27 protein-coding genes are annotated in these 24,610 nt (G+C 34.5%); all 27 read right to left on the bottom strand.

Annotation, left to right across the window (positions count from 1 at the left end; genetic code table 11):
* Nucleotides 1–5 precede the first annotated feature (5 nt).
* A complete protein-coding gene (locus H964_RS11455) occupies nucleotides 6–1,529 on the bottom strand; it encodes a putative polysaccharide biosynthesis protein (protein ID WP_011917422.1) in 1,524 nt (507 codons plus the stop codon).
* Nucleotides 1,530–1,597: 68 nt separating this feature from the next.
* Nucleotides 1,598–2,401 (bottom strand): sporulation transcription factor Spo0A, encoded by an 804-nt coding sequence (spo0A, locus tag H964_RS11450; RefSeq protein WP_039767756.1) that lies wholly within the window; start codon nucleotides 2,399–2,401, stop codon nucleotides 1,598–1,600.
* An 81-nt stretch (nucleotides 2,402–2,482) separates the two neighbouring features.
* Nucleotides 2,483–3,721 carry a SpoIVB peptidase gene (spoIVB, locus tag H964_RS11445; RefSeq protein ID WP_039767754.1) on the bottom strand — a complete coding sequence of 413 codons (1,239 nt, stop codon included), beginning with the start codon at nucleotides 3,719–3,721 and terminating at the stop codon, nucleotides 2,483–2,485.
* 80 nt (nucleotides 3,722–3,801) lie between these two features.
* The gene (recN, locus tag H964_RS11440) at nucleotides 3,802–5,457 is read right to left on the bottom strand and encodes a DNA repair protein RecN (protein WP_011917419.1); all 1,656 of its coding nucleotides are present in this window, start codon (nucleotides 5,455–5,457) and stop codon (nucleotides 3,802–3,804) included.
* 5 nt (nucleotides 5,458–5,462) lie between these two features.
* The gene (locus H964_RS11435; protein ID WP_011917418.1) at nucleotides 5,463–5,921 is read right to left on the bottom strand and encodes an arginine repressor; all 459 of its coding nucleotides are present in this window, start codon (nucleotides 5,919–5,921) and stop codon (nucleotides 5,463–5,465) included.
* Between the two features lie 23 nt (nucleotides 5,922–5,944).
* On the bottom strand, nucleotides 5,945–6,727 hold the full coding sequence (locus tag H964_RS11430) for an NAD(+)/NADH kinase (RefSeq protein ID WP_011917417.1): 783 nt from the start codon (nucleotides 6,725–6,727) through the stop codon (nucleotides 5,945–5,947).
* 39 nt (nucleotides 6,728–6,766) lie between these two features.
* Nucleotides 6,767–7,111 (bottom strand): histidine triad nucleotide-binding protein, encoded by a 345-nt coding sequence (locus tag H964_RS11425; protein WP_011917416.1) that lies wholly within the window; start codon nucleotides 7,109–7,111, stop codon nucleotides 6,767–6,769.
* A 1-nt stretch (nucleotide 7,112) separates the two neighbouring features.
* Nucleotides 7,113–9,758, bottom strand: a complete 2,646-nt coding sequence (alaS, locus tag H964_RS11420) for an alanine--tRNA ligase (RefSeq protein ID WP_039767751.1) — start codon at nucleotides 9,756–9,758, stop codon at nucleotides 7,113–7,115.
* A gap of 105 nt (nucleotides 9,759–9,863) precedes the next feature.
* The gene (locus H964_RS11415) at nucleotides 9,864–10,919 is read right to left on the bottom strand and encodes an AI-2E family transporter (RefSeq protein ID WP_039767749.1); all 1,056 of its coding nucleotides are present in this window, start codon (nucleotides 10,917–10,919) and stop codon (nucleotides 9,864–9,866) included.
* A 77-nt stretch (nucleotides 10,920–10,996) separates the two neighbouring features.
* Entirely contained in the window at nucleotides 10,997–11,158 is a 162-nt protein-coding gene (locus tag H964_RS12635) for a hypothetical protein (RefSeq protein ID WP_193353827.1), read from the bottom strand.
* A gap of 11 nt (nucleotides 11,159–11,169) precedes the next feature.
* Nucleotides 11,170–11,538: a PRC-barrel domain-containing protein gene (locus H964_RS11410; protein WP_237738285.1), complete on the bottom strand. Its 369-nt coding sequence runs from the start codon at nucleotides 11,536–11,538 to the stop codon at nucleotides 11,170–11,172.
* Between the two features lie 101 nt (nucleotides 11,539–11,639).
* The gene (gene ispH, locus H964_RS11405; protein WP_039767746.1) at nucleotides 11,640–13,628 is read right to left on the bottom strand and encodes a 4-hydroxy-3-methylbut-2-enyl diphosphate reductase; all 1,989 of its coding nucleotides are present in this window, start codon (nucleotides 13,626–13,628) and stop codon (nucleotides 11,640–11,642) included.
* Between the two features lie 6 nt (nucleotides 13,629–13,634).
* Nucleotides 13,635–14,234, bottom strand: a complete 600-nt coding sequence (locus tag H964_RS11400) for a lysophospholipid acyltransferase family protein (RefSeq protein ID WP_051109344.1) — start codon at nucleotides 14,232–14,234, stop codon at nucleotides 13,635–13,637.
* A complete protein-coding gene (gene cmk / locus H964_RS11395; RefSeq protein ID WP_039767744.1) occupies nucleotides 14,224–14,904 on the bottom strand; it encodes a (d)CMP kinase in 681 nt (226 codons plus the stop codon). The genes H964_RS11400 and cmk overlap by 11 nt, the downstream gene beginning before the upstream one ends.
* Nucleotides 14,905–14,919: 15 nt before the next feature.
* The gene (aroH, locus tag H964_RS11390; RefSeq protein WP_011917408.1) at nucleotides 14,920–15,273 is read right to left on the bottom strand and encodes a chorismate mutase; all 354 of its coding nucleotides are present in this window, start codon (nucleotides 15,271–15,273) and stop codon (nucleotides 14,920–14,922) included.
* A 26-nt stretch (nucleotides 15,274–15,299) separates the two neighbouring features.
* A complete protein-coding gene (locus H964_RS11385) occupies nucleotides 15,300–15,719 on the bottom strand; it encodes a HutP family protein (RefSeq protein ID WP_039767742.1) in 420 nt (139 codons plus the stop codon).
* A 26-nt stretch (nucleotides 15,720–15,745) separates the two neighbouring features.
* Nucleotides 15,746–16,375: a histidine phosphatase family protein gene (locus tag H964_RS11380; protein ID WP_039767740.1), complete on the bottom strand. Its 630-nt coding sequence runs from the start codon at nucleotides 16,373–16,375 to the stop codon at nucleotides 15,746–15,748.
* A gap of 10 nt (nucleotides 16,376–16,385) precedes the next feature.
* On the bottom strand, nucleotides 16,386–17,246 hold the full coding sequence (locus H964_RS11375) for a MurR/RpiR family transcriptional regulator (RefSeq protein ID WP_039767738.1): 861 nt from the start codon (nucleotides 17,244–17,246) through the stop codon (nucleotides 16,386–16,388).
* Between the two features lie 14 nt (nucleotides 17,247–17,260).
* Nucleotides 17,261–17,425 (bottom strand): DUF4264 family protein, encoded by a 165-nt coding sequence (locus H964_RS12270; RefSeq protein ID WP_083931541.1) that lies wholly within the window; start codon nucleotides 17,423–17,425, stop codon nucleotides 17,261–17,263.
* A 125-nt stretch (nucleotides 17,426–17,550) separates the two neighbouring features.
* Nucleotides 17,551–18,942, bottom strand: a complete 1,392-nt coding sequence (locus H964_RS11370) for an oxaloacetate decarboxylase subunit alpha (protein WP_039767736.1) — start codon at nucleotides 18,940–18,942, stop codon at nucleotides 17,551–17,553.
* Between the two features lie 20 nt (nucleotides 18,943–18,962).
* A complete protein-coding gene (locus H964_RS11365; protein WP_039767733.1) occupies nucleotides 18,963–19,352 on the bottom strand; it encodes a biotin/lipoyl-containing protein in 390 nt (129 codons plus the stop codon).
* Nucleotides 19,353–19,359: 7 nt separating this feature from the next.
* Nucleotides 19,360–19,551, bottom strand: a complete 192-nt coding sequence (locus tag H964_RS11360; RefSeq protein WP_083931539.1) for a hypothetical protein — start codon at nucleotides 19,549–19,551, stop codon at nucleotides 19,360–19,362.
* Between the two features lie 39 nt (nucleotides 19,552–19,590).
* Complete coding sequence (locus H964_RS11355; protein WP_039767729.1) at nucleotides 19,591–21,135, bottom strand: acyl-CoA carboxylase subunit beta; 1,545 nt, start codon at nucleotides 21,133–21,135, stop codon at nucleotides 19,591–19,593.
* A 201-nt stretch (nucleotides 21,136–21,336) separates the two neighbouring features.
* Nucleotides 21,337–22,191 (bottom strand): agmatinase, encoded by an 855-nt coding sequence (speB, locus tag H964_RS11350; RefSeq protein WP_039767727.1) that lies wholly within the window; start codon nucleotides 22,189–22,191, stop codon nucleotides 21,337–21,339.
* 11 nt (nucleotides 22,192–22,202) lie between these two features.
* The gene (speE, locus tag H964_RS11345) at nucleotides 22,203–23,030 is read right to left on the bottom strand and encodes a polyamine aminopropyltransferase (RefSeq protein WP_039767786.1); all 828 of its coding nucleotides are present in this window, start codon (nucleotides 23,028–23,030) and stop codon (nucleotides 22,203–22,205) included.
* Between the two features lie 84 nt (nucleotides 23,031–23,114).
* On the bottom strand, nucleotides 23,115–23,705 hold the full coding sequence (locus H964_RS11340) for a hypothetical protein (protein WP_237738284.1): 591 nt from the start codon (nucleotides 23,703–23,705) through the stop codon (nucleotides 23,115–23,117).
* Nucleotides 23,706–23,934: 229 nt separating this feature from the next.
* The gene (locus tag H964_RS11335) at nucleotides 23,935–24,597 is read right to left on the bottom strand and encodes a glycosyltransferase (RefSeq protein ID WP_237738289.1); all 663 of its coding nucleotides are present in this window, start codon (nucleotides 24,595–24,597) and stop codon (nucleotides 23,935–23,937) included.
* Nucleotides 24,598–24,610: the final 13 nt, after the last annotated feature.

Genomic DNA, 24,610 nt, shown 5'->3' with positions numbered 1-24,610 from the left:
TTACCTCACCTCGTAATAAGTTGCTTGAGATTTGAAAATTTAAGCACTCTGAAAATAAAAAGAAAGATTGTGTAAGCTGCTATACAGCCAATTACCAACACACTTCCTTGCACAATGTTAGAACTTTCGGTAAGTATCCTAATTATTAAACTGCCTGTAATAACCATTATAGCACTTGAAATTACAATGTAAAGCAATTTGTTCACACTAAAAGCATCTATGTTTTGGTTTTTCAGCTCTAAAAAATTCACTAAGAAGATTACTGTATAGCACATTAGATTAGCTAAGATACAGCCTACAATGTTTAAGTTGTATATTACAATAAAGACAAACATACACGCAATTTTTATCACAATAGCAATTAATATACTTTTGACCGGCACTAAAAACCTACCTAAACCCTGAAGAACAGAAGTTGAAAATTGAACCAGTGATATTACTAATGTAAGCAAAGACGAAAACCTCAATACCTTGCCGCCTGTTGGACTATTAAAAAATACAAGATTAATGATAGTATCTGGAAAAAAGAAAAAGGCTGCAATACAAGGTATATTTATTAAAAGTACATATTCCAAACCTTGAGCTATAAGCTTTCTTTTTTCGGACAAGGTTTTGGCTGATGACATATATGAAATAATACTAATTGCCATTGAAATACTAAATGTAAGTGGAACATGAATTAATGTCATTGCCTTTCCTGAGAAAATACCAAAAAGCTCAGATGTAAATCTATTTGGATAATGTCTCATGTTCATAAAATAGGGAAAAAAGAGTGAATCAGTTATTGAAATAGCAGACATCAAAAATGAAGAAAGAGAAAAATAAAACGTAAGGATAATAATCCTTCTTGCTATTGGTAGACTTTCTCTAAAAAGTGGTTGTAAATTTTTATTAAGATGTATCTGCTGCTTTTTAAAAGCTGCATAAAGAAAAGCTAATGAAACCAAAGCTCCTAAGCTTGCACCCAAAAGTGCGCCTGCAACCGAAAGTGAAACGCCTCTTGCAAGTAAAATAATACACAGCACAAGACCAAAACCAACACGGCCTATTGATTCTAATATCTGGGATATTGAAGTTATATACATCTTTTTTATTCCATTAAAATACCCTCGGTAAGCCGACTGCACAGAAACAACAAAAAGCGCAGGTGCTAAAGCTAAATATGGAAAGAGCACATCAGAGGGCCATTTAAAAATTGCTATTATTCTCTTTGCAGCAATTACATACAAAAGAGAGAATAAGAACGAAAAGATTGTAATTGTAACCAGACTCATATAAAATACAACGCTAACAGACTCATAATCTTTTTCGGGATTGTAGGTTGAAATAAGCTTTGCAACTGCTAACGAAAAACCTGTCATGCTAAATGTCAAGATAGTAGTATAAATGGGATAAGGTAGTTGATACAACCCTATCCCATAGTCCCCAACTATATTTATAAGCGGTACCTTCAAAAAAATCCCTACAAACTTTGCAAAAATTGAACCTATTGATAGCACAAGGGCGGAATATATTAATCCTTTTTTCATGAGTTTTTTAAAAAATTTTTAGTCTTATTAATAAGTGTATGTATAAACTTCTTTTTTAAAAACTTCTTTTACTTTGCCTTGGAGGATTTTTTGAGCTTTAATCTCAATTTATCGCTTATCAATGCAATAAATTCAGCATTTGTGGGTTTTCCCCTTTCTTGGGATGTTGAGTATCCAAAGTACTTGTAAAGAGCATCTACTTTGCCTCTTGTTGATGAAATTTCAATGGCATGTCGAATAGCTCTTTCAACTCTTGTTGGAGTTGTATTGTACTTTTCGGCAATCAAAGGATATAATGCCTTTGTAATACCGTTTATCAAATCAGCATCTAATGTTGCCTCAATTATGGCATCTCTTAAAAACTGGTAACCTCTTACATGCGCAGGAATACCAAGCTCTTTTAAAATCTCTGATACTTCACTCTCTAAGTCAACCTGGTTTATACTATTCTTTGTTGATGACTGATTGATCATTCCTTCTGGTAACTCTTTTTTAACGGGAAGGTTAAAAACAAGCTGCCTGACTCTTTCTATCATGACATTCAAGTCAAAAGGCTTTACAAAATAGTACAGAGCACCCATGTTAACAGCCTTTTGAGAAATGTTCTCTTGTCCAACTGCAGAGATTACAATTATGTTTGGTTTGGTTTTCATGGTAGATAAATTCTCAATCACGCCTATTCCATCTAAATAGGGCATTATAATGTCAAGCATTAAAAGATCAGGTTTTAGCTCCTCTACAACTTTTAATGTTTCAACTCCATCATAAGAGTTTCCCACAACCATAAAATCTGGCTGTGAATTGAAAACTTCAGTAAGAAGCATATTGAATTGTCTGTTGTCATCAGCAATGACAACTCTCAGTTTTTCCATATATCTCCCTCATTTTATTGTGTTATATACATAAAAATTCAACAATTGATGGAAACATCCTTTTAGCAATAACCGACAAATTTATCTTATTCTATTTGTCATATTTATCATATTTTCAATAAAAACAGCATAACCTTTATCTGGTTCTTTCATAAACACATGTGTAACAGCCCCTACCAGCTTGTTATCTTGGATAATTGGAGAACCGCTCATACCCTGAACAATTCCACCTGTAATCTTCATGAGTCTTTTGTCAGTAACTTTAACTACCATGGCTTTTGTCGAATTTCTGTAAAGTGGCAAAATTTTCTCTATTTTTACCTTGAACTTTTGTATACTATTTGAAACATCTGTTATAATATACCCATCACCAACATGAACATCTTGCGCTCTTGCAACCTCATAGTTAACCCCATATCTTAAAAAATCTTTATCTATTAATTTTCCATATACCCCAAACTGACTGTTAATCAGAATATTTCCAACAACTGCATTTTCATCAATATTTCCTATGACTTCACCAATTTCCTGGTATTCATTCTTTTTTATGTCGATTACCTCTGCTTTATAAACTTGACCTTCTTTCAAATCAAGTAGTATGTTTGTGTCGATGTCTGAAATTCCATGTCCAAGCGCACCAAACGTACCTCTTTTCTTGTCCACAAATGTAAGTGTTCCTATACCGCTTGTGCCGTCTCTAACCCAAAGGCCTATTTTATAGACTCCCTCGCTGCTGAGTATAGGTCTGATTTTAACCTCTTTATAGTACTCACCTCTTTTAACTAAAAGTGTTACTGTTTTTCCCTGTGATGAATTTATTATTTTGAACAGCTGGTCACAATCTATTAGTTTTTGGCCATTTGCACTTATTATCTGGTCGCCAATCTGAACTCCTGCTTCCCTTGCTGGAATTTTGGGCTTTGAATTTTCTGAATATACATAAGAATATCCTATCACTAAAATTCCATTTGTCATTAGCTTAATACCAACAAATTTCCCCATTACAATCAAATCTTTTTGTTCAATTATGGATATCTTTAGCACTTTTAAAGGAATAGCACCTATTCTCAGCTCACAGATAAGAGAGTTTGATTTGTTATTGAGGTAAAAGGTGCTTGTTTTAAATAGCAAATTGTTCTTGATTGTTTTTAAAACATTATTATTCACCGAACTTACATCTACAAAGACAGGAGTTTTTATAGATACACATTTATCTGACTTGTAACATGTTAGATAATCGGGGGTAATATTTAAGTATATAAAAAATAAAGTGGTTGCAATTAGATAAAAAAGAAAAATTGAAAATACTACTTTTTTCAATTTGTAACACCGTCTATAATCAAAATTCTATTAAAATATCCTCCCCACTCTTTTTCGAATATATTCTGAATAATTCTTTTTTAGACAAACTGAGCTTTTAATTGTTTTGCATGAAGAATTGAACTGTCAGTAATGTCCTCCCCCGAAAACATACGCGCAATCTCTTTCAGTGACTCATTTTCTTCTAACCTTTTTACACTCGAAACTGTTGACTGGTTTTTAATCTCTTTGTATACATAAAAATGAGTGTCAGCAGCAGCGGCAACCTGAGGCAAATGAGTAATACAAATGACTTGATGCTTTTTAGAAAGGTCTTTTAAAAGCCTTGCAAGCTTGCTTGCTGCAATGCCGCTTAGGCCACTGTCTATCTCATCAAATATTATAAGCAAAACATCATCCTTTTCAGCCATAATGGATTTGACGGCAAGCATTATTCTGGAAAGCTCACCACCAGAAGCAATATTGCTTAGGCTTTTTAGTTCTTGTCCAAGATTTGTTGAAATTAAAAACTCTATCTCATCTATCCCTTCTTCGTACAAATCCCTCTGTGAAAATGCAACTTTGAATTCCACATTTTTCATCTCTAATTGATCTAATAGCTCTAAAACCCTTTGTTCAAACTCTTTTGCGGCTTCTTTTCTAAACTTTGAAATATCATTTGCAAGCAAATAAAGCCTTTCTTCTATCTTTGAAATCTCGCTTTTTAACTCTTCTATCATTTCACTGTTCTTTTCGATTGCCATTTTTTGTTTTATAAGCTCTTGCTTGAAGTTCAAAACTTGTTCAAGGCTTCCGCCATACTTTTTCTTTAACCTATTTATCTTGTCAAGTCTATCAACTATTGCCTCTAACTCATGTTCATCTATTATGTAAGAGTCAGATTTCTTTGAGATAGCAAATGACATATCCTCAACTTCATAATAGATGTTGTTTAATCTTTCTATGATATCTTTAAAACTGTCATCAAACTTTGAGTTCTCACTTGCAAGTTTGATACAAACTTCTATTGACTCTATGAGGTTTTTGTTAAAGATATGTAACATCCTTTCTGTATTATACTTTAGTTTTGAAATATTCTGTACAATATCCTTCCTTCTTTCAAGTTCAATATCCTCTCCAAGACGCGGAGAGACGCTCTCGATCTCATTAATTTGATAATTGAGAATGTCTAAGTTTCTATCCTTCTCCTTCTCTTGGTCGATCAGCTCTTTCAGTACCTTACTTTTTTCTTGGTACTCATAAAAAAGCTGTCTATATTGATTTTTGAGCTCTTCCACATTCTTTCCACAAAACCTGTCTAAGTACATAAGCTGAATTTTCTTGTCGTTTAAAAGATGAGTTTCATTTTGCCCATGAATCTCGAAAATATGCTTTGTTATTTCTCTCAAATTTGACAATGTAACAAATTGGTTATTGACCTTGCATATACTCTTGCCATTTGAATATATTTCACGAGAAACAATAAGCTGACCGTCTTCAGGTACAACGCCCATTGAGTTTAAAAGCTCAAGAGTGCTTTCTTTCTCTATATCAAAAACTGCCGAGACTAAAGCCTTTGTACAATTTGTACGAATAATCTCCTTTCTTGCCTTTGTCCCTAAAAGCAAGGAAAGAGAGTCAATTATTATCGATTTACCAGCTCCTGTTTCACCTGTCAGTATGCTCAAGCCTTTATCAAACTCTATCTCAAGCTTTTCAATTATAGCAATGTTTTCGATAAGTAATCTTTTTAACATGATAATCAATCACCTTGACTCAAAATAGCTTTAATTCTCTCAACAATCTTTTCAGCCGCTGCATTTCCCTTTGTTGCAATAAAGATTGTATCATCGCCTGCTATTGTTCCTATGACCTCTGGCCAGTTCAGTGAATCGATTGCAGCGGCAGCGCCCTGAGCAGCCCCTGTTATTGTCTTTATTATAACAAGGTTGTCAGCTGTGTCATATTTTATAATCGACTCGGAAAACACCTTTATTAACTTTTCAGTAATGTTTGCCTCAGGTCCAGATAATACTGCATATTTGTATTTTCCTGTTTCTGTTAAGACCTTTGTAAGTCTGAGCTCCTTTATATCTCTTGAAACTGTCGCTTGAGTGACATCGTACCCTAACTCTCTTAGTTTTTCAACAAGCTCTTCTTGAGTTTCTATGTCCTCACTTTGAATTATCTCTAAAATCTTTTGTTGTCTTTCAGATTTCATTTTACAAACCTACACCTCTCTTTTTACTCTTTAATCTTTTCCCTTAACACCTCATAAAAGTTTTTCTTTTTAAGTCTCACAAGTTTTAGCTTTTTTGATGAAATCTTGCATTCAAGATACTCACCTTTTTTAAGCGTATCTGCAACTCTTCCATCGCTTACAACCAAAACCTCATCAGACTCGCTTTTTATCTTTACAACCCGGTCATCACCTAAAACTAAACTTCTTGAGCTCAAAGAATGGGGGCAAATAGGGGTGACAACCATCACCCCTAATTGTGGCTCAACTATTGGACCTCCTGCTGAAAGAGAGTATGCAGTAGAACCTGTTGCAGTTGCGATAATGATCCCATCGCTTCTGTACTCCTGTGCGAATACTTCATCTATATAAAGACTCAAATCTATAATATTGAATGTACTCCTGGCTAAGCAAATATCATTTAGTGCATAGAATATTTTGTCTTTAAAATGGGCTTCAACAAGGTGTCTCTCTTCAATAAAGTAATCATTGTCAATTATCTTTTTAATGGCAAAATGAATATTGTCGGCCACCTCTTCTGTCAGATACCCAACACGTCCACAGTTGATTCCAAGCACAGGAAGATTCTCTTTTGCAACCTTTTCAACAACATTAAGTAGAGTTCCGTCACCGCCAATTGTTATCAAAAAATTAACTTTTACACTATCTTTGTTTTTCTCATTCATAAGTACCCAGTCAATTTTCTCATTTTTAAGAACACTTACAATCTTATCCAAAATCTCCTTGCTGAGTTCTTTTTGGAAATTGGCAAATACTCCTACAATCATTTGTGTAATTTAACTCCTTAAAATTAAAAAGTTTGTGAATTAACCTGCTGGCCATGAGAATTTTCGCCCACCAAGTAGGTGAAAGTGCAGATGATTAACCGTCTGACCGCCATCTTCACCACAATTGACAACAATTCTAAAGCCTTTTTCTTTTACCCCAAATCTGTCAGATAGTTCTTTTGCAACAACAAATATATGACCTATAAGCTCTTTGTGGCTATTGTCAAGGTGATTTAAACTTTCTATGTGCTGTTTCGGTACAACCAGAATATGAACAGGAGCTGTGGGGTTTATGTCTTTGAAAGCACAAACATGTTCATCTTCATAAACTATCTCAGAGGGTATTTGTTTGTTCACAATCTTACAAAAGATACACTCACCCATCTTAACTTCCTCCCTCAATAGAGCTTTTGATTAGCTCAATTGCTCTTTGAGCTGCTAAATCTAAATTCTCAATTTTGTTGCCTCCGCCCTGAGCAAAATCAGGTCTTCCTCCACCTTTGCCACCAAGCACCTCACAAACATCTTTTACTGTTTTGCCGCAGTCTATACCCTTTTTCACTGCCTCTTTTGAACATGCCATCAGCACAATAGCCTTTTTATCTTGTTTTATCAAGTTCAAAACTATTGCCTTTGAATCCCTTTCTCGAATTCTGTCGGTCAAAAGCCTTATATAATCTGTATCCTGTGTCTCCTTCTTGTTTATAATCAGTCTAAACTCGCCAATTTGCAAACCTTCATTGTAGAGTAATGATAGCTCATTATCTACAAGCAAAAGTTTGTGCTTTTCTAACTCTTTTTCAAGAGCAGTTATCCTTTCCTCAAGCTGGTTGATTTTTGCAACAATTTCACTGTCGCTGTTTGCTTTGAGTTTGTTTCTTATATCTTTTAGCACCTTTTGATTATTTAGCATGAACTCATACACTTTATTGCCTGTTATAGCCTCAATTCTTCTAACACCTGCAGCAACGCTTGACTCTGAAATTATCTTAAACATTCCTATTTGTCCTGTGTTGTCAACGTGAGTGCCTCCACACAGTTCCATACTGAAATCGCCTATTTTTATAACCCTGACTATATTAGAATACTTCTCATCAAATAGTGCAGTTGCCCCCATCTTTATTGCTGAATCTAAGTCAGTCTGAATCTTTTCAACAGGAATGGCTTGTTGAATGATGTCATTTACCATCTTTTCAATCTCAACTATCTGCTCCTCACTCAATGGTTCAAAGTGAGCAAAGTCAAACCTGAGTCTTTCTGGTTCAACAAGTGAGCCGCTTTGCGTTGCATGCTCGCCAAGTATTCTTCTTAAGCTGCTGTGTAAAAGGTGGGTTGCAGTGTGATTCTTCATTGTAGCAAGCCTCAAATTCTTATTGACCTTCGCAAATATATTGTTGTCAACTGCAATCTCGCCTTTTATTACCTTCGCTTTATGAAGAATTGTCCCTTTTGGTCCCTTTTTGACATCTAAAACCTCTGCCACTCCACCTTCGGTTTCTAACACACCTTTGTCTGCTACCTGTCCACCACTTTCTGCGTAAAATGGGGTTTTATCCAAAATAATGTAACAAATATCTCCTTCTTTTACATATGAAACTTCATCATCATTTGAGAAAATCCTTAATATTCTGCTCTGTGTCTCTAAGGTGTCATATCCAACAAAGACTGTTTCAATTTCATCTTCGATTGTTATGTTGATATCTTTCCAGCCAATATTTTCAAGCTCTTTTTGTGCCATCCGTGCTCTTTCTCTCTGCTGCTGCATAAGTTTGTCAAAGCCTTCTTGGTCAACAATTATTCCTTTCTCTGCAGCGATCTCTTTTGTCAGGTCAAGCGGAAAGCCATATGTGTCGTATAATTTAAAAGCAATTTCGCCTTTTAACACATTTTCTTTGTTCTTTTTTAACCTGTCAATCTCGTTTTCGAGAAGCTCAAGTCCAATATCAATTGTCTGGTTGAACCTACTTTCTTCATTATAGAGTACCTTTTTGATGTACTCACCTTTTTGAATCAGTTCAGGATACGGATTTTTATAGGCCTCTATCACAGTATCAACAATTAAATGTAAAAACGTCTCTTTCTTGCCAAGCATTCTTCCATGTCGTGCTGCCCTTCTGATAAGTCTTCTCAAAACATAGCCTCTACCTTCATTAGAAGGTAAAATACCATCACCAATCATGAAAACGGTACCTCTGATGTGATCTGTAATGACTCTGATTGATACATCTTTTTCACTATCTTTGCCATATTCACAACCAGTGATTTCACATATCTTGTCACGAATAGCCTTTACTATATCAATGTCAAACAATGAATCAACACCTTGCATAATTGCAGCAATTCTCTCAAGTCCCATTCCAGTGTCTATGTTAGGATTCTTGAGCTTGTGATAGACACCATTTTCATCTTTGTCAAACTGTGTAAATACAAGATTCCAAAACTCAACATACCTATCACAATCACAACCAATTCCACATGTCTCCTTGCCACAGCCCTTGTCCACGCCCCTGTCAAAATATATCTCTGAACAGGGACCACACGGACCTGTTCCTATCTCCCAAAAATTGTCTTCCTTGCCCATTCTTTTAATTCTGCCCTCTTCAAGTCCAACTTCTTTGTGCCAAATCTCAAACGCTTCATCGTCCTCTTCGTATATTGTCACCCAAAGCCTCTCTTTTGGAAGCTTTAAAACCTCTGTTACAAACTCCCAAGCCCAGGTAATTGCTTCTTTCTTGAAATAATCTCCAAAGGAAAAGTTTCCAAGCATCTCGAAGAATGTAGCATGTCTCGCAGTTTTACCGACTCTGTCAATATCAGGTGTTCTTATGCATTTCTGACATGTAGTTATCCTTCTTCTTGGTGGTTCTTCAATACCTAAAAAATAAGGTTTGAGTGGTGCCATACCAGCATTTATTAAAAGAAGGCTCTTGTCGTTTTTTGGAATTAATGAAAAGCTTGGCAGTCTCAAATGTCCTTTTGACTCGAAAAATTGCAGAAATTTTTCTCTTATCTCATCGGTGCTCATGTACATGTTCAATCAGCCCTTCTATTTAAAATTTTGAAAGGTGTTTTGAATTTTATATTTTTTCAATACAATCAAAATTTTATTAAAGCTAAAAAGCAAAGTCAACAAAATTTATTTCTTATCTTCTGGATTTACTCTTCTGAGTATATTTATAAAAATTATCTTTATTACTGCAGCTAATGGTATAGCAAAGAACATAGAAATAAAGCCAAATAGTTTATTCGATATTATTAGCACAATTATAATAGTTAAAGGATGCAGACCTAATCTTGAACCAATTATTCTTGGCGAAATCAAAAAACTGTCTATCTGCTGAAGTACTATCAAGAATACAACTACAACTATGGCCTTTATGTAAGAGTCAGAAAGTGCAATTACCACTGCAGGTATACTGCTAAATATCGGTCCAAAATAAGGTATTAGATTGCCAATACCAGTAATTATACCCAGCAGAGCTGCATATCTGACAGACAAAATAGAAAATCCTAAAAAGCTTAAAATTCCGATTATTATGGCATCCAAAAGCTGGGCTCTTATATACTGGTGCAGCACTTTATTGATATCGTTGAAAATAGAAATGCCTTCTTTTCTGTATTTCTCAGGCAATATCCACTTAATCCATTTTACAATCTTTGACCAGTCTTTCAAGATATAAAATGAAATAATTGGTATTAAAAGATAGTACAGAATATTTGAATAAAGATTTTTGAGAATATTTAAAAGAGTAGTTAGTACCTGTTTTGAGATGGCTTCAAAGTTTATTGAATTTGATCTTAGAATTTCATCCAAGTCAATATTTAGTTTATTAGAAAGTTTTGAATCTACATCTTTGAACCACTTGTTAAATACACTTATATACTCAGGGATGTTCTGTGTGAGCTGTTTCATCTCTGTGATAAATAGCGGAATAAAATAGACAAATATCAAAATCGCTATGCTAAAGGTGAAAATAAATGAAAGCAATATTGAAATATCACGTGATTTTATTTTAACCTCTAAAAAGTCAACAACCGGTTTAAGTAAATACGACAAAAAAAGAGCAATTATAAATGGAAGCAAAATAGGCCAAAAAGTTTTGATATTAATAAAGAAGTATATGACAAATGCGATAAAAATCAAAAGTATAAAGTCACAAAAATACTTTTTTAAAAACTTGCTTATTATCAATTACAACACCTCAAAACAAAATATATTTGTTTTGTTTTATAAACAAGGTATATAAAAAAGGAGGGAAGAGCTCTTCCCTATCCCAAAAGCTTGCTAATCAGTGAAGTCAATTTTTTTGCAACCATTTTCTTGACAAGTATATTTTTCATGTTCTTTGAAGAAGACTTACTCAGAGCCATTCCAATCAGGGCACCGATGACACTACCTGTAATAACATGCTTTGCAGAAATTAATTTCAAATATTAACACCTCAGCTTAATATTTTGTTCTCTTTTAATATTATTTCCTCAGGACTCAATATTATTTTTTTATTTTTGATATAGCTCCAAATACTTTCCACAACCTCATAACCAGTTATTTTAAGACTTTCAGAGTCAAACAATATGTCATCTACTATTCCAATTAAATTACCCCCCTCACCAATAACCTCTTTTGAAAGTATCTCATCTGCTTTGACTAGATAAGATTGCTCTATATATAAAACAGACCTTGAAACAATTAAAAGTTCATTATTTACTGATTCAACATCATTTGCCAGAATGTAAATATTAGATGGTACTCTAAATATTGCATTTTTCTGTATTTGAAAACCATGAATATTGCTATCTAAAAAAAACATATTACAAATATTTCCCAAAAATCTCCCATCTACTAAAACTGCTGTTCTGCCCTTTAATCTCTTGAAAGAAACTTGCATTTTATTTTTAAATCTATCCTTATTTAGCTGTCTAACTTTATATTATTCACAATATCAGCGATAGTTATAACAAAATCTTCTTTGTGCTCAGCAATTTTTTCCTCCTCTTCATATAAATCCTTGAGAGAAAGACCTATTCTTCGCCTTTGCTCATCAATTTCAATTATCTTTGCTTTTATTTTATCTCCAACTTTGTATAAACTGTGCAGTCTTTGGTTATAACCAAGTGGAATATTAGACACATGCACAAACCCATCCAGTTCACAGTCTAAAATCCAAACAACAAGTCCAAATGAAAGTACCTTTGTTACCTCTACATCTACAAGCATGCCTAAATACAAGTTTTTTACCTTTTTTATCCATTCATCTTCTTGGGTCTTTTTTATACTTAAGTAAATCTGCTTTTTTTGTTTGTCTATATCAATTACCCTTACCTTAACCTGTTCTCCTACCTTAAACAATTTTTTTACATCCTCAATTCTTTTAGAATAACTAATCTCACTTGCTGGCACAAAACCACGTAAACCTTCAAAATTAACTACAATTCCTTTTTGTCTTATCTCGGCTATTACTCCATCATAGTCTTTATTAAAATCAAGACTTTCTATAGCCTGCTGTATTTTTTTCTCTTGAGCTTGTCGCAACAGAAATTTTCTACTCCCAAAAGCTATCTTTTTATCGGTATCAATATCAACAATTTCAACTTCAAAAACTTTTCCTATGATAGAAGATGACACCTCTTCTGCCCATTGGGAAATGGGAACAAACACATTAATTCCTCTGAACTCACCTACAATACTCCTTTCTCTAATCTGTTTTACAACAATCTTAATCGGCGTTTTGCTCTCAAACTTTGCCATAAGTTCATTAAATCCGTAAATACTGTCAGCTTTCAGTTTTGACAATACAACATTTCCTTCTTCATCAGACTCTTTAATGACCACAGCTTCAATTATTTCATTTTCTTTAAATATGTTTTTTAGGTTTACATTGGCATTTTTGAAAATCTCATTTTTATAGATTATCCCTTCTGCCTTATATCCAATATCAACAAGCAGGTAGTCTTGTTCAACCTTTATTATTTTTCCTTTTACTATCTCACCTCTTTTTATTTCTGCAAAACTTTTGTCAAGAAGCTTCGCAAAGTCTTGATTATCTATCTGGTTAAATCTCTTTTCAAGTATTTCTACTATTTCATTTATCTGCTCTTGTGAAGTAGAAGCTCCAGCTGTTATCCCAATCTTTTTTACCTTAGCAAAATCAATACCATCTAAATCTTGAGGTCTTTCTATAAAAAACGTTGGCTTAATGTCTTTAATTGCCTGATACAATTTGTTAGTATTAGAGCTCTTTTTATCTCCTATAACAAGCATCACGTCAACGTCGCGTGCAAGAACTTTTGCCTCTTCTTGTCGGGTTATAGTAGCTTTGCAAACTGTGTCAAATACCTTGTAGTCTGTATTGTTTTCAATGTACTCTTTTATTTCACACCACTTTGCATTGTCAAAGGTGGTCTGGCATACAACAACAGTATTTCTACCTAATTGGCTTATGGCGTCCTTGGCTTTTTCTAAACTATCTATAACTATGCACTTTCTGCCTTTTTCAACATGACCTATTATACCCTTGACTTCTGGATGATTTATATCGCCAACAACTATCACATCCAAGCCATTTTCAGAGTTTTCTCTTACAATCTCATGAATTTTCTTGACATATGGGCATGTAAAGTCATAGACCTTAGAGGCTCTCTTTTCAATCTCAGAAAACTCTTTCATTGAAACACCATGTGAACGAATAAATACAATGTCATCTTTTTCAATTTCATTTATATTTTCAATCACCTTTACATTCAATTCTTTAAGTTTTTCAATAACATAACTATTATGTATAAGCATACCATAGACCTTTACACTTTTGTCCTTGTTTGCTTTAGCCCAAGCAATAACTCCATTTACTGCTCTTTCAACTCCAAAACAAAAACCTGCATTTTTTGCCACTTTAATAATCATCTTGACCTACTTCTCCTTTTTCTTATTGTTTGTTTTTAAAATAAGCTCTTTAATATTTTGCATAATCGTATCAACTATTTTCTGATTGTCCTCATCTGTATTTGTAAACTCAAGAGGTTTACCAATTCTAACCGTTATCTTGCCGAACAGTCTTACCTTGCCACAAATTGCAACTGGTAACACTTTTGCTCCAGTTGCTTTTATGACTGTGGCAACCCCTTTTTCTCCTCTTAAAACTATCTCACTTGTTCTATTTCTTTTACCTTCGGGGAATATTCCCAAGATGTTATTGCTCCTTATAACTTCTATTGCTTTTCTAATTGCACCAATATCACTCTTTCCTCTTTTGACAGGAAAAGCTCCAAACGCTCTTATAATGGGTGAAAGCCACCATATTTTAAAAAGTTCACTTTTTGCCATAAAATAAACCCGCTCATCAAATATCAGAATGATTAACACAGGATCAAGGTAACTTCTATGATTTGCACAAATAATATATGGAGCATTTGGAATATTTTCTCTGCCTTCAACCCTTATCAAGAAAATACATTTTAAAATACCATATGCCACCTTTCGAATAATATTGACAAGGAATTTATACTTCATTTCCTATCACCTTATAAAATAGCTCTAAAACCTTTTGTAAAACTTCTTCAATTGTCAGGTTAGTAGAGTCAATTACAATAGCATTTTCTGCAACCCTAAGCGGTGCAAGCTCTCGTGTCATATCATTAAGGTCTCTTTGCTTTATCTCATCAAGAAGTTGATAATAATCAACTTCATAGCCTTTTTCCTTTAATTCTAAAAATCTTCTCTTTGCTCTTTCCTCTGCTGTTGCTGTCAAGAATATCTTAAGCTCAGCATCAGGTAAAACATGTGTGCCAATGTCTCTTCCGTCCATTATCACGCCTTTTTGTTTTGCCAAATCCTGTTGAATTTTGACAAGCTTCTCTCTTACCTCTTTTATTTTGGATACATCAGAGGCATACATTGAAACAGTTGGCTGTCTTATTTTTTCTGTAACATCTTCTCCATCTAAAAACACAAGCTGATTTCCACCAATAATCTTAATTTGGATATCTGTGTTGTTCAAAACTTCAAGTATTTTCTCTATTTCATTTGATTTTATATTACTATTTAGAACCTTCAATCCTATCGCTCTGTACATTGCACCAGTGTCGATGTGAATGTATCCAAGTTTTTTAGCTAAAAGTTTCGAAATGGTACTCTTTCCAGCCCCAGCAGGACCATCAATGGCTATGTTGATTTTTTTCATCTACTTCCCCCTCTGTTAATTCAAATCTTCTCTCAAAGACCTTGCTCTTTTCAAATAAACATGTTTGGGTTTGATAACTGAATCTTTCTGGATAAGTACAAGGACTCTTATACACTTTTCAAGCGCACCTTCAATGTCAAGTTCTTGAGCGCATATCAATGGCACATCTGTAAAACCCATTAGTCTTGCTGCATATGCAGGAAATGTTGATTTTAAATCCTTTGTCATTGTAAATAAAATAAAAACAATATCATCTTTTTTGATCTGATTTTTTTCAATAATCTCATTTAAAAGCTCTTGTGTTGATTGAATTATATCCTCTTTCGAATCTGTATCAACCGTAGTTGCTCCTCTGATTGCAAAAACCAATTTTCTTTCCCCCTACAAAAGCTTTTTTATATAACCCTGTGACCAAGCCCAATAGCAACTTCGTTAAGATGTAAAAGCCCTATTCCAAAAAAAATTGCAACTGCAACATGCTCATTATACCTTGCAATGCCAATCTTTCCTCCCACGTTTAGACCTATTGCTTTTTGCATAATCTGAGATATTGCCTCCCTTGTTGCCCCAGCTACTGCCCCCTCTTCCTGATGCACTTCCGCTATTACCCCTTCTCTTTTAGCTGCAACAACCGCCCTTTCTATTATTTTCATCACCGATGTGATAAATTCTCCACCGAAGTCAACTGCCGCACATCTAATTCCAATTTTTCCGAAATCATCTTGAATCTTTTTTTCTTCTTGTCTGCTTTGGCTCAAGGCTATCAAAATAGCTGCTCTTGAAACCTCCCTGCTACCAAACTCCTTTTTGTCCATACTCTCTGTACCCCACTTTTTGAAAATTATATCATTGGATATCTTTGAATAGTTTGCAAATGAGACATATCATTTAAAAGACTAAGCATTCTTCTATTTTCCTTTATATCTACAATGCTCAAGCTGGCATTGCCAAACCAACATTTTCTATAAAAATCCAATGGTAACTCTAAAAGGTAAATAATAGAAAGTTTTATTATTCCTCCATGTGTAACTATGACAACGTTTTTATAGGGTTTATTCAAAATATCTTCAAAAAAGCTCTTTACTCTTTCCATAACGTTATATAAGCTACCTTCACCAGGAAAAGTAGCTTTTTCAGGGGCATCTTTCCATAATTTGTATTGGTCAGAATACCTTTCTTCAAGTTCTTCAAAATTCAAACCTTCCCACTCACCAAAGTTTATTTCGTTCAGTTTGTCTGTAAGTTTTAATGGTATATTCGGATGAAAACTTTTAATTTGGTTTGCTGTCATATACGCTCTTTTTAATGTGCTTGAGAAAATAATGTCAATCTTTTCACTCTTTAGGCGTTCAGCAACCTTTTTTGCCTGCTCAATCCCTGTTTGATTTAAATCTGTATCGATACAGCCTTGGACCATATTATACTTATTCCAATCTGTTTCACCATGTCTAACAAGATAGAACCTTTTCAAGCTTCATCACCTATTTTTCCTTTTCATATACCTGAAATTCATCCCAAATCTCTTCTAATTTTTCAAGTGTCTTTGCAACCTCATCCTTTTTCCTAAGTCCTGTTGCAACAATCAATGCATTGATTACACTCAAAGGTGCAACCAGTGAATCAGCAAATGAAACCATGTCACTTCTGCATATTAGAACGTAATCGCTATACTTGCAAAGTGGTGAAATTTTGCTGTCTGTAAGTGATACAATTCTTGCACCTTGCCTTTTTGCATACTGTAAAACCTTCAGTGTGCGTTTAGAATATCTTGGAAAACTGATACCTATAATGAGGTCATCACTTGTAATTCTGAAAACCTGTTCAAATATGTCGCTTATACCACTTGTTGTTATTACCTTTACATTATCTAAAATCATGTTTAAATAAAATCCTAAAAAATCAGCAAGCGCAGCTGAACTTCGAATTCCAATGATGTATATTCTTTTCGCACCCACAATCTCATCAACAACCCTATTGAATGTCTGCTCATCAATCTGCTCTAATGTTTGTTTAATCTTGTCCATGTCCGAAAGAAGGACACTTTTTAAAACCTCCTTCTCGTTTATCCTGCTTGCAGAAAGCTCTATCCTTTGCACTGATGTCAGTTTGCTTTTCATAAGTTCTTGCAATGCACGTTGAAACTCTGGATAGCCATCAAACCCCAATCTCTCAGCAAATCTGACAACAGTTGACTCACTCACACCTACACAGTTGCCGAGGGCAAGCGCTGTCATATAAGCAGCTTTTTCTCCATGCTCTAAAATAAACTGGGCAATCTTTTTCTGCCCTTTGCTAAATTCTGGCATAAGTTCAATAATCCTCGATTCTAAATCTTGACTCATCTCTGCATTTCTCCTTACGTTTGGTAAATACTGATGACAATCTTATTGTGGTTTTTTGAAAGTCCCACAATGATATTCTTGTCTTTGAGACTTTTGTTCATAAAATCTATTATCTTATAAAGTGGTGCATCTTCTTCAAACTCCATTGATGATATTAGTTCAAATTTTTCATTTTCCATGGTTATTTTAGCCCTTCTTTCTTATTTGTTTTTGTCTTTGTTAATAATTATATCATAATGCCACTTTTGTTATAAGAGAATTTTAAAAAAGAAGAGGAAAGCACTTAAAAAGTTTGTGCTTTCCTCTATATAGGATAGACCTTGTTTTCTTGTACAAGCCCAAAGTCAATTTTGTACTTTTTTGCAGCTCTTAATTTAAAATAGTTTTCAGCAAGCTGTGGGAATAAACAATATGTGACAACATCTATGTCATTTTCAATATACTCTTTTATTCTCTCTTTGGCATTTTCAAGTTCAGGCGGTAGCAAATCCGCTGGCCTTGTTTCAATTTCTTGCTCGTTCCCCAAAATCTTTTTCTTAACCTCTTCGTTAACCTTAGCAGGCGGTCGGCCATATTCACCTTTGAAATACGCTTTTGTCTCCTTTGTAACAAGTTTATATCTCTCTCCAGCTATGACATTTAAAACAGCTTGAGTTCCAACAATCTGGCTTGTTGGTGTAACAAGAGGAGGGAACCCAAAGTCTTCTCTGACCCGTGGCACCTCTTCTAAAACTTCATCAAGTTTGTCTTCATGCCCTTGTTCTTTTAGCTGAGATATAAGATTAGAAAGCATTCCACCAGGAATTTGATAATGCAAAGCATTTATGTCAACACTCAATACTTTTGGGTCAAGAAGTCCTTTTTTCAAATACTCTTCTCTGAGAGTTTTAAAATATTCACTTGCCTGATTAATTCTATCAAAGTTAAGTTCAGGGTCAAACTTTGTGCCTTTGAGAGCATATACAATTGTCTCAGTGGGTGGCTGAGACGTACCTAAGGCAAGGGGAGAAAGTGCTGTGTCTATACCATCCACCCCTGCTTCTATTGCTTTAAGATACGTCATTGAACCAAAACCTGTTGTGTAATGTGTATGAATGTGTAAAGGGATGTCAATCTCCTCTTTTAAAGCTTTCACAAGATTATACGCTTCAAACGGCGAAAGTAGTCCTGCCATATCCTTAATACAAAGCGAGTCTGCACCTAAACTTTCTATGTCTTTTGCAAGCCTTACATAATTTTCGATTGTATGATAGGGTGATATTGTGTATGAAATTGCAACCTGAGCGTGGGCGCCTTCACTTTTTGTTGTTTTCAAAGCTACTTCAATATTTCTAAGGTCGTTAAGAGCATCAAATATTCTAATAATGTCAATCCCATAGAATATAGCCTTTTTTACAAACTCAACTACAACATCATCAGGATAATGCCTATATCCTACAAGGTTCTGGCCTCTCAGAAGCATCTGCAGCTTTGTCTTTTTAAATGAAAGTTTTAATCTTTTTAACCTTTCCCAAGGGTCTTCATTGAAAAATCTCAAGCAAGCATCAAATGTAGCACCGCCCCAGCACTCAATTGAGTAATATCCAATCTCATCAAGTACAGGAGCAATCTCTAACATCTGGTCTGTCGTCATCCTGGTTGCAATAAGTGACTGGTGGGCATCTCTCAAAATTGTCTCTGTTATTTTAATTCCCATAACAATAAACCTCCGCAAAGTTAATCAATTTCAAATAACAAATCACCTTTCGAAACTTTTTGCCCTTCTTTAACATATATCTTTTTTATCCTACCTTCTGTTGTTGGCAATATTTCGTTTTCCATTTTCATAGCTTCAAGGACCAAAACGGGGTCTTTGAGAGAAACCACTTCACCTTCATTTTTAAGAATTTTTACAATTGTACCAGGGAGCTGAGCATGCACAGCATTTTTGTTCGAAGACAAATTATGGGTATTTTCTTGACTATGCTCTTTTTTTGGTACCTCAGCTGGTTTTTCCATCTGAAACTTGGGTCTTGAAAAGCTTGAGCTATCTTTTTGAGAATGTGTAATTTCTTCTACTTCAACTAAAAACTCTTGGTCATTTATCCTGACTTTAAATTTTCTCATATGTCCTTTACCTCCATTTAAACAACATTTGACTTTGATCGAGCATCATCTGTCTTGAGATCTTTTTCCATTTATTTCCTTTCTTTGTTACATTAGTAATTCTAAAGTTGCCATCCTCTAAAATCACAGCAAGACATGCACAAATGCATGCAAGCTCTTCTCTTGTAACAGTAGCTGTGCCACTTCGCGAAATAGACATATACAAACACTCCTTTTTTTGTTATTCTAAATAGCTGTTTTAAAGTGGAATATTGCCATGTTTTTTAGGTGGTCTTGATTCTCTTTTTGTTACTGATATATTTAAAGCTTCAATTATCTTATTTCGAGTATACTTAGGTTCAATAACATCGTCAACATATCCTCTTGCAGCAGCAATGTAAGGGTTTGCAAATTTCTGTGTGTACTCTAAAATTCGTCTTCGTCTTTCCTCTTCAGGATTTGAAGCCGCTTGAATCTCTTTTCTGAAGATTATATTTGCAGCACCATCTGGACCCATAACAGCTATTTCAGCCGTTGGCCAAGCAAAAACAAAATCTGCTCCTATATGTTTACTGCTCATAGCTATATAAGCTCCACCATATGCTTTTCGTAAAATAACATTAATTTTAGGAACTGTTGCTTCTGAGTAAGCATACAAAACCTTTGCACCATGACGAATTATCCCATTGTGCTCTTGGTTAACACCTGGTAAAAAACCAGGTACATCCGTAAATGTCACAATTGGAATGTTAAATGCATCACAGAATCTAACAAATCTTGCTACCTTGTCTGATGAGTCATAATCTAAAACACCTGCATTTACTTTTGGCTGGTTTGCAACAATTCCAACGCTAAAACCACCTATCCTACCAAAACCCACAACTGCGTTTTGAGCAAAGTATGGTTGTACTTCTAAAAACTCTTCATTGTCAACAACTTTATATATAATGTCTTTCACGTCATATGCCTTGTTTGGTTCATTAGGAATGAGATTTTCAAGCTCTGGTATCACTCTTTTCTCTGAATCTGAAGATATTACATATGGCGGGTCATCCATGTTATTTGAGGGTAAGAATGATAAAAGATATTTAATCATATCAAGTAATGTGTACTCATCTTCTGCTATAAAATGAGCAACACCACTTTTTGAATTGTGAGTAAAAGCACCTCCAAGCTCTTCAAAAGATATCTCTTCGCCTGTCACTGCTTTTATTACCTGAGGTCCTGTAACAAACATCTGGCTTGTCTTGTCAACCATAAAAATAAAGTCCATAATCGCAGGGGAGTATACAGCCCCACCTGCACAAGGGCCCATTATAGCTGCAATTTGGGGAATTACACCAGAAGCCATAGTATTTCTGAAAAATATCTCGCCATAGCCGGCCAGTGCATCTACCCCTTCTTGAATTCTTGCACCGCCAGAGTCGTTAATGCCAATTACAGGACATCCATACTTCATAGCCAAATCTAAAACCTTACATATTTTCTTTGCATGCATCTCGCCAAGTGAACCGCCTATAGATGTAAAATCTTGTGCATATACAAATACCTTTCTGCCGTTTATGGTTCCATACCCTGTAACAACTCCATCTGATGGTACATATGTTTCTTTCATATCAAACTCCTGGCATCTATGTTCAACAAACATGTCAATTTCGCTGAAACTTCCTTCGTCAAGCAGATACTCAATCCTTTCTCTGCAGGTGAGTTTTTTGTTTTCGTGTTGTTTTTTTACTTTATCTTCTCCACCAAGCTTTAGTATCCTCTCGCGTCTTTGCCTGAGTTCTTTTAGCTTGTCTGTCATCAAAAATCCTCCTTGAAAATAGTTTATCATGTAGTATTAATATCTGGTATTAATATATTATGCTAATTTCTATTTTATAACACAAAGAAGCTTTTAGCAAGAAATTTTTGTATAAAAACGCAAAAAGGGCGTGACTAAATTCCTCTTTTAAGGTGAGCAAACTTAGTCACACCCGTATTCTGTTCACATTTTTTTATTTTTTCACTCGATTAAAAGGATAAGTTCTCTCACAATCTTTGCAGCAAGAAGAGATGTCCTGTCTGAGATATCATAATAGGGAGACACTTCTACAACATCAACACCCACAACGCTTAGGTCTTTCATCTTCAAGATTATTTCCAAAAACTGCGATGAGGTCAAACCCCCTGGCTCAGGTGTTCCAGTACCAGGCGCAAATGCCGGGTCAACAACATCTATGTCAATTGATAAATATACTTTTTTGTTTTTTAATTTTTTAACTATCTCAAAAAGGTTTTCTATTTCATAAACAAAAAATATATTGCTGTTTTCTCTTGCAAATGATATCTCATCCTCAGAGCCAGACCTTATGCCAAATTGGTATAGATTATTAAACCCAACAACCTCTCCAGCCCTTCTCATTACTGTCGCATGAGAAAACTTTTCACCCAGGTAGTCATCTCTCATATCAGCGTGAGCATCAAAGTGTAAAACAACAAGGTCGCCATATATCTCTTTTGCTGCCTTTATCAGTGGAAAACTGATAAGATGCTCTCCACCCAAAAAAATAGGAGTTTTGCCATCATTAAATACCTTCTTTGCAAACTCATATATTATATCAATACACTTCCCCACATTTCCAAATGGAAGCTCCAAATCTCCCATATCACAAAAGACTTTATTAAATAAATTTTTATCTTGGTATACTGAATACTCCTCAAGCCCAACTGAAACTTCCCTTATTTTGCTCGGTCCAAAACGCGAACCAGGCTTAAAACTCACAGTAAAATCCATGGGTATTCCAGCAAGTACAACCTTACTGTTTTCATAATCATTCGATGAGCACAGAAAAGAGTTCTTATAAAGATTAAAACTCATTCATTTCCCCTCTACTCAATGATTTTCTGAACAAATGTAGGCAATGCAAAAAGTGCCTTGTGAAGTTCAGGGTTGTAATATCTCGTATCAATTCTCTTTATCTTTGAGACGTCAATCTCAAGCGGATCATATTTTTTAGAACCCATTGTAAAGCTCCAAAGTCCACTTGGATATGTTGGAATAAAACCAAGATACAGTCTTGTTATTGGAAAAATAGATTTTATTGAATGAAATACATTTCTAATTAAATCTTGGTCATAAAATGGAGACTCTGTTTGTGCAACAAAAAGTCCATCTTCTTTTAGACACTCATATACTGCTTGGTAAAAGTTGCTTTCAAATAATCCCACTGCTGGTCCAACAGGATCAGTTGAATCTACTATTATGACATCGAACATATTTTTGTTTTCAGAAACAAACTTTATTCCATCTGTGATTATAACCTCTGCCCTCTTGTCATCAAGTGCACAGCTTATCTCAGGAAGATATTTCTTGCTCGCTTCAATCACCTCTTGGTCAATCTCTATCAAATATGCTTTTTCAACCTCTTCATGTTTTAATATCTCTCTTATGACTCCACCATCCCCTCCACCAATAACTGCAACCTTTTTGGGATTAGGATGAGTAAACAATGGAACATGTGCAATCAACTCATGATAACAAAACTCATCAACAATTGTTGTCTGCACAGCCCCGTCCAAAACAAGCATTTTGCCAAATTGTTTTGTCTCAAGTATTGCTAAATCTTGATACTTTGTCTTTGCTGTGTATATGGTCTTAGTTATCTTACATGTAAACCCTAAATCTGGTGTTTGTTGCTCGGTAAACCACAATTCCATCTCAGCCAATTTTTATAACCTCCTCACCTTAAACTTTAAACAACAGTGAATATATTACAATATCATTTTTAAGAATTCAAGTTATTAATTTTTTCTTCCAAGGTCATCAATATACTTTAATATCTTATTTTTTTCGATAACCTCTGAAAATGAAATATATTCAGAGGCCAAATTCAAAGCCGCTACAATAAGTAATGCTATCCACACCACAATACTGTTCAAGCTTCTGCTATAAAGTTCACTTGTAATTATAAAAAATATATATCCTATCAAATTTGAACCTGCATCACCCAACATAAACACTTCTTTTATATCACCAATAAAAATAGGCACCAATAAAATCAAAAGTGAAATGCAAAAAGGACTCCAATTAATAAAAAATCCAAAGAGTACTAAGAAAACAAACAGTGCCTTTATACACCTGCCAGGTCGCAAATCAAATAGATTAAACAGGTTCACAGAAAGCGATCCAAAGATTGTGTACAAAACTGCTTTAAACATATCCTCTGTAAGATATAAGATCCCTGTAAAAAGCACAAAAGGAATCACTATCATCTTTAAAAGTCCTGTTGAAAGTTCATGCTCTTTCAAAAGCCTTTTGATATGTCCTTTAAATCCTTTGCTTTTATTATCACCAAATATGTCATCAATAAAACCTACTGCTGAGATAGCCAAAAAGCTCAACCCAATAACTAAAAAATTTATTTTGGAGACATAACAGTATATGAAAAAGGTATAAAAAGTCAATACAAATCCTAAAACAATACCAATACCGCATGGAATTTTTTTACCTTTATAATTTTGTTTGAGTAACCTCTCTTTTTTCTTAAAATACACCACCGAAACATACAGAAACAAAATCTCAGTCAGAATTGACAATGCAAGTATATATGCATAAATTTTTTTACAACCTCCACCATTTAGAAATAAAAACTATAAATATATCCTTTAGCTGATGCAATTTATGTAAAAGATCTCGTACACTTTTCCCTTTTTCATCATGAGTAAAGTCAAATGGAACTTCTACCATCTCATAACCTTTTTTCAGAAAATCTATCAAAGTTGAAACTTCTACACCATATCTTTTAGGAATATACTTTATTTCATCAATTGCAGAAAATGGGATTATTCTCTGACCACTCAAAGAATATTCAACAGTTCTGCCAGTATAAAACTTGACAACAAACTTTGCGAATGCCTTGACAACTCCAAAACCTCTCTTTTTTACATTTATAGGATAACCAATAACAATCTTATTTCCATTGAGAAATACATTTTTTAAAAACTTCTCCACACTCTTTTTATCAACTTTCAAATCACTATCCAAAAGAACTACCTTGTCACATTTTTCATTTTTGAGATAATCAAAAGCAGTCTTCAAAGCTGCACCCTTTCCCTTGTTTTTCCCATGCCTCAATAAAATACACTTCTCATTTGAAATGTTTACCTTTTCTTTTGAACCATCATCAACCACAATTAACCTATCTACAAAAGAAAAACTACCTACCATTTCAATTAATTCATAAAAAGATATAGGCGGATTGTAGGTTGGTATTACAACAGCCACTTTCAAGACTTTT

This window comes from Caldicellulosiruptor sp. F32 (assembly GCF_000404025.1).
GTDB classification, from domain to species: domain Bacteria; phylum Bacillota; class Thermoanaerobacteria; order Caldicellulosiruptorales; family Caldicellulosiruptoraceae; genus Caldicellulosiruptor; species Caldicellulosiruptor saccharolyticus.
The sequence above is the reverse complement of the archived record's forward strand: the minus strand, read 5'-3'. Positions and strand labels throughout refer to the sequence as shown.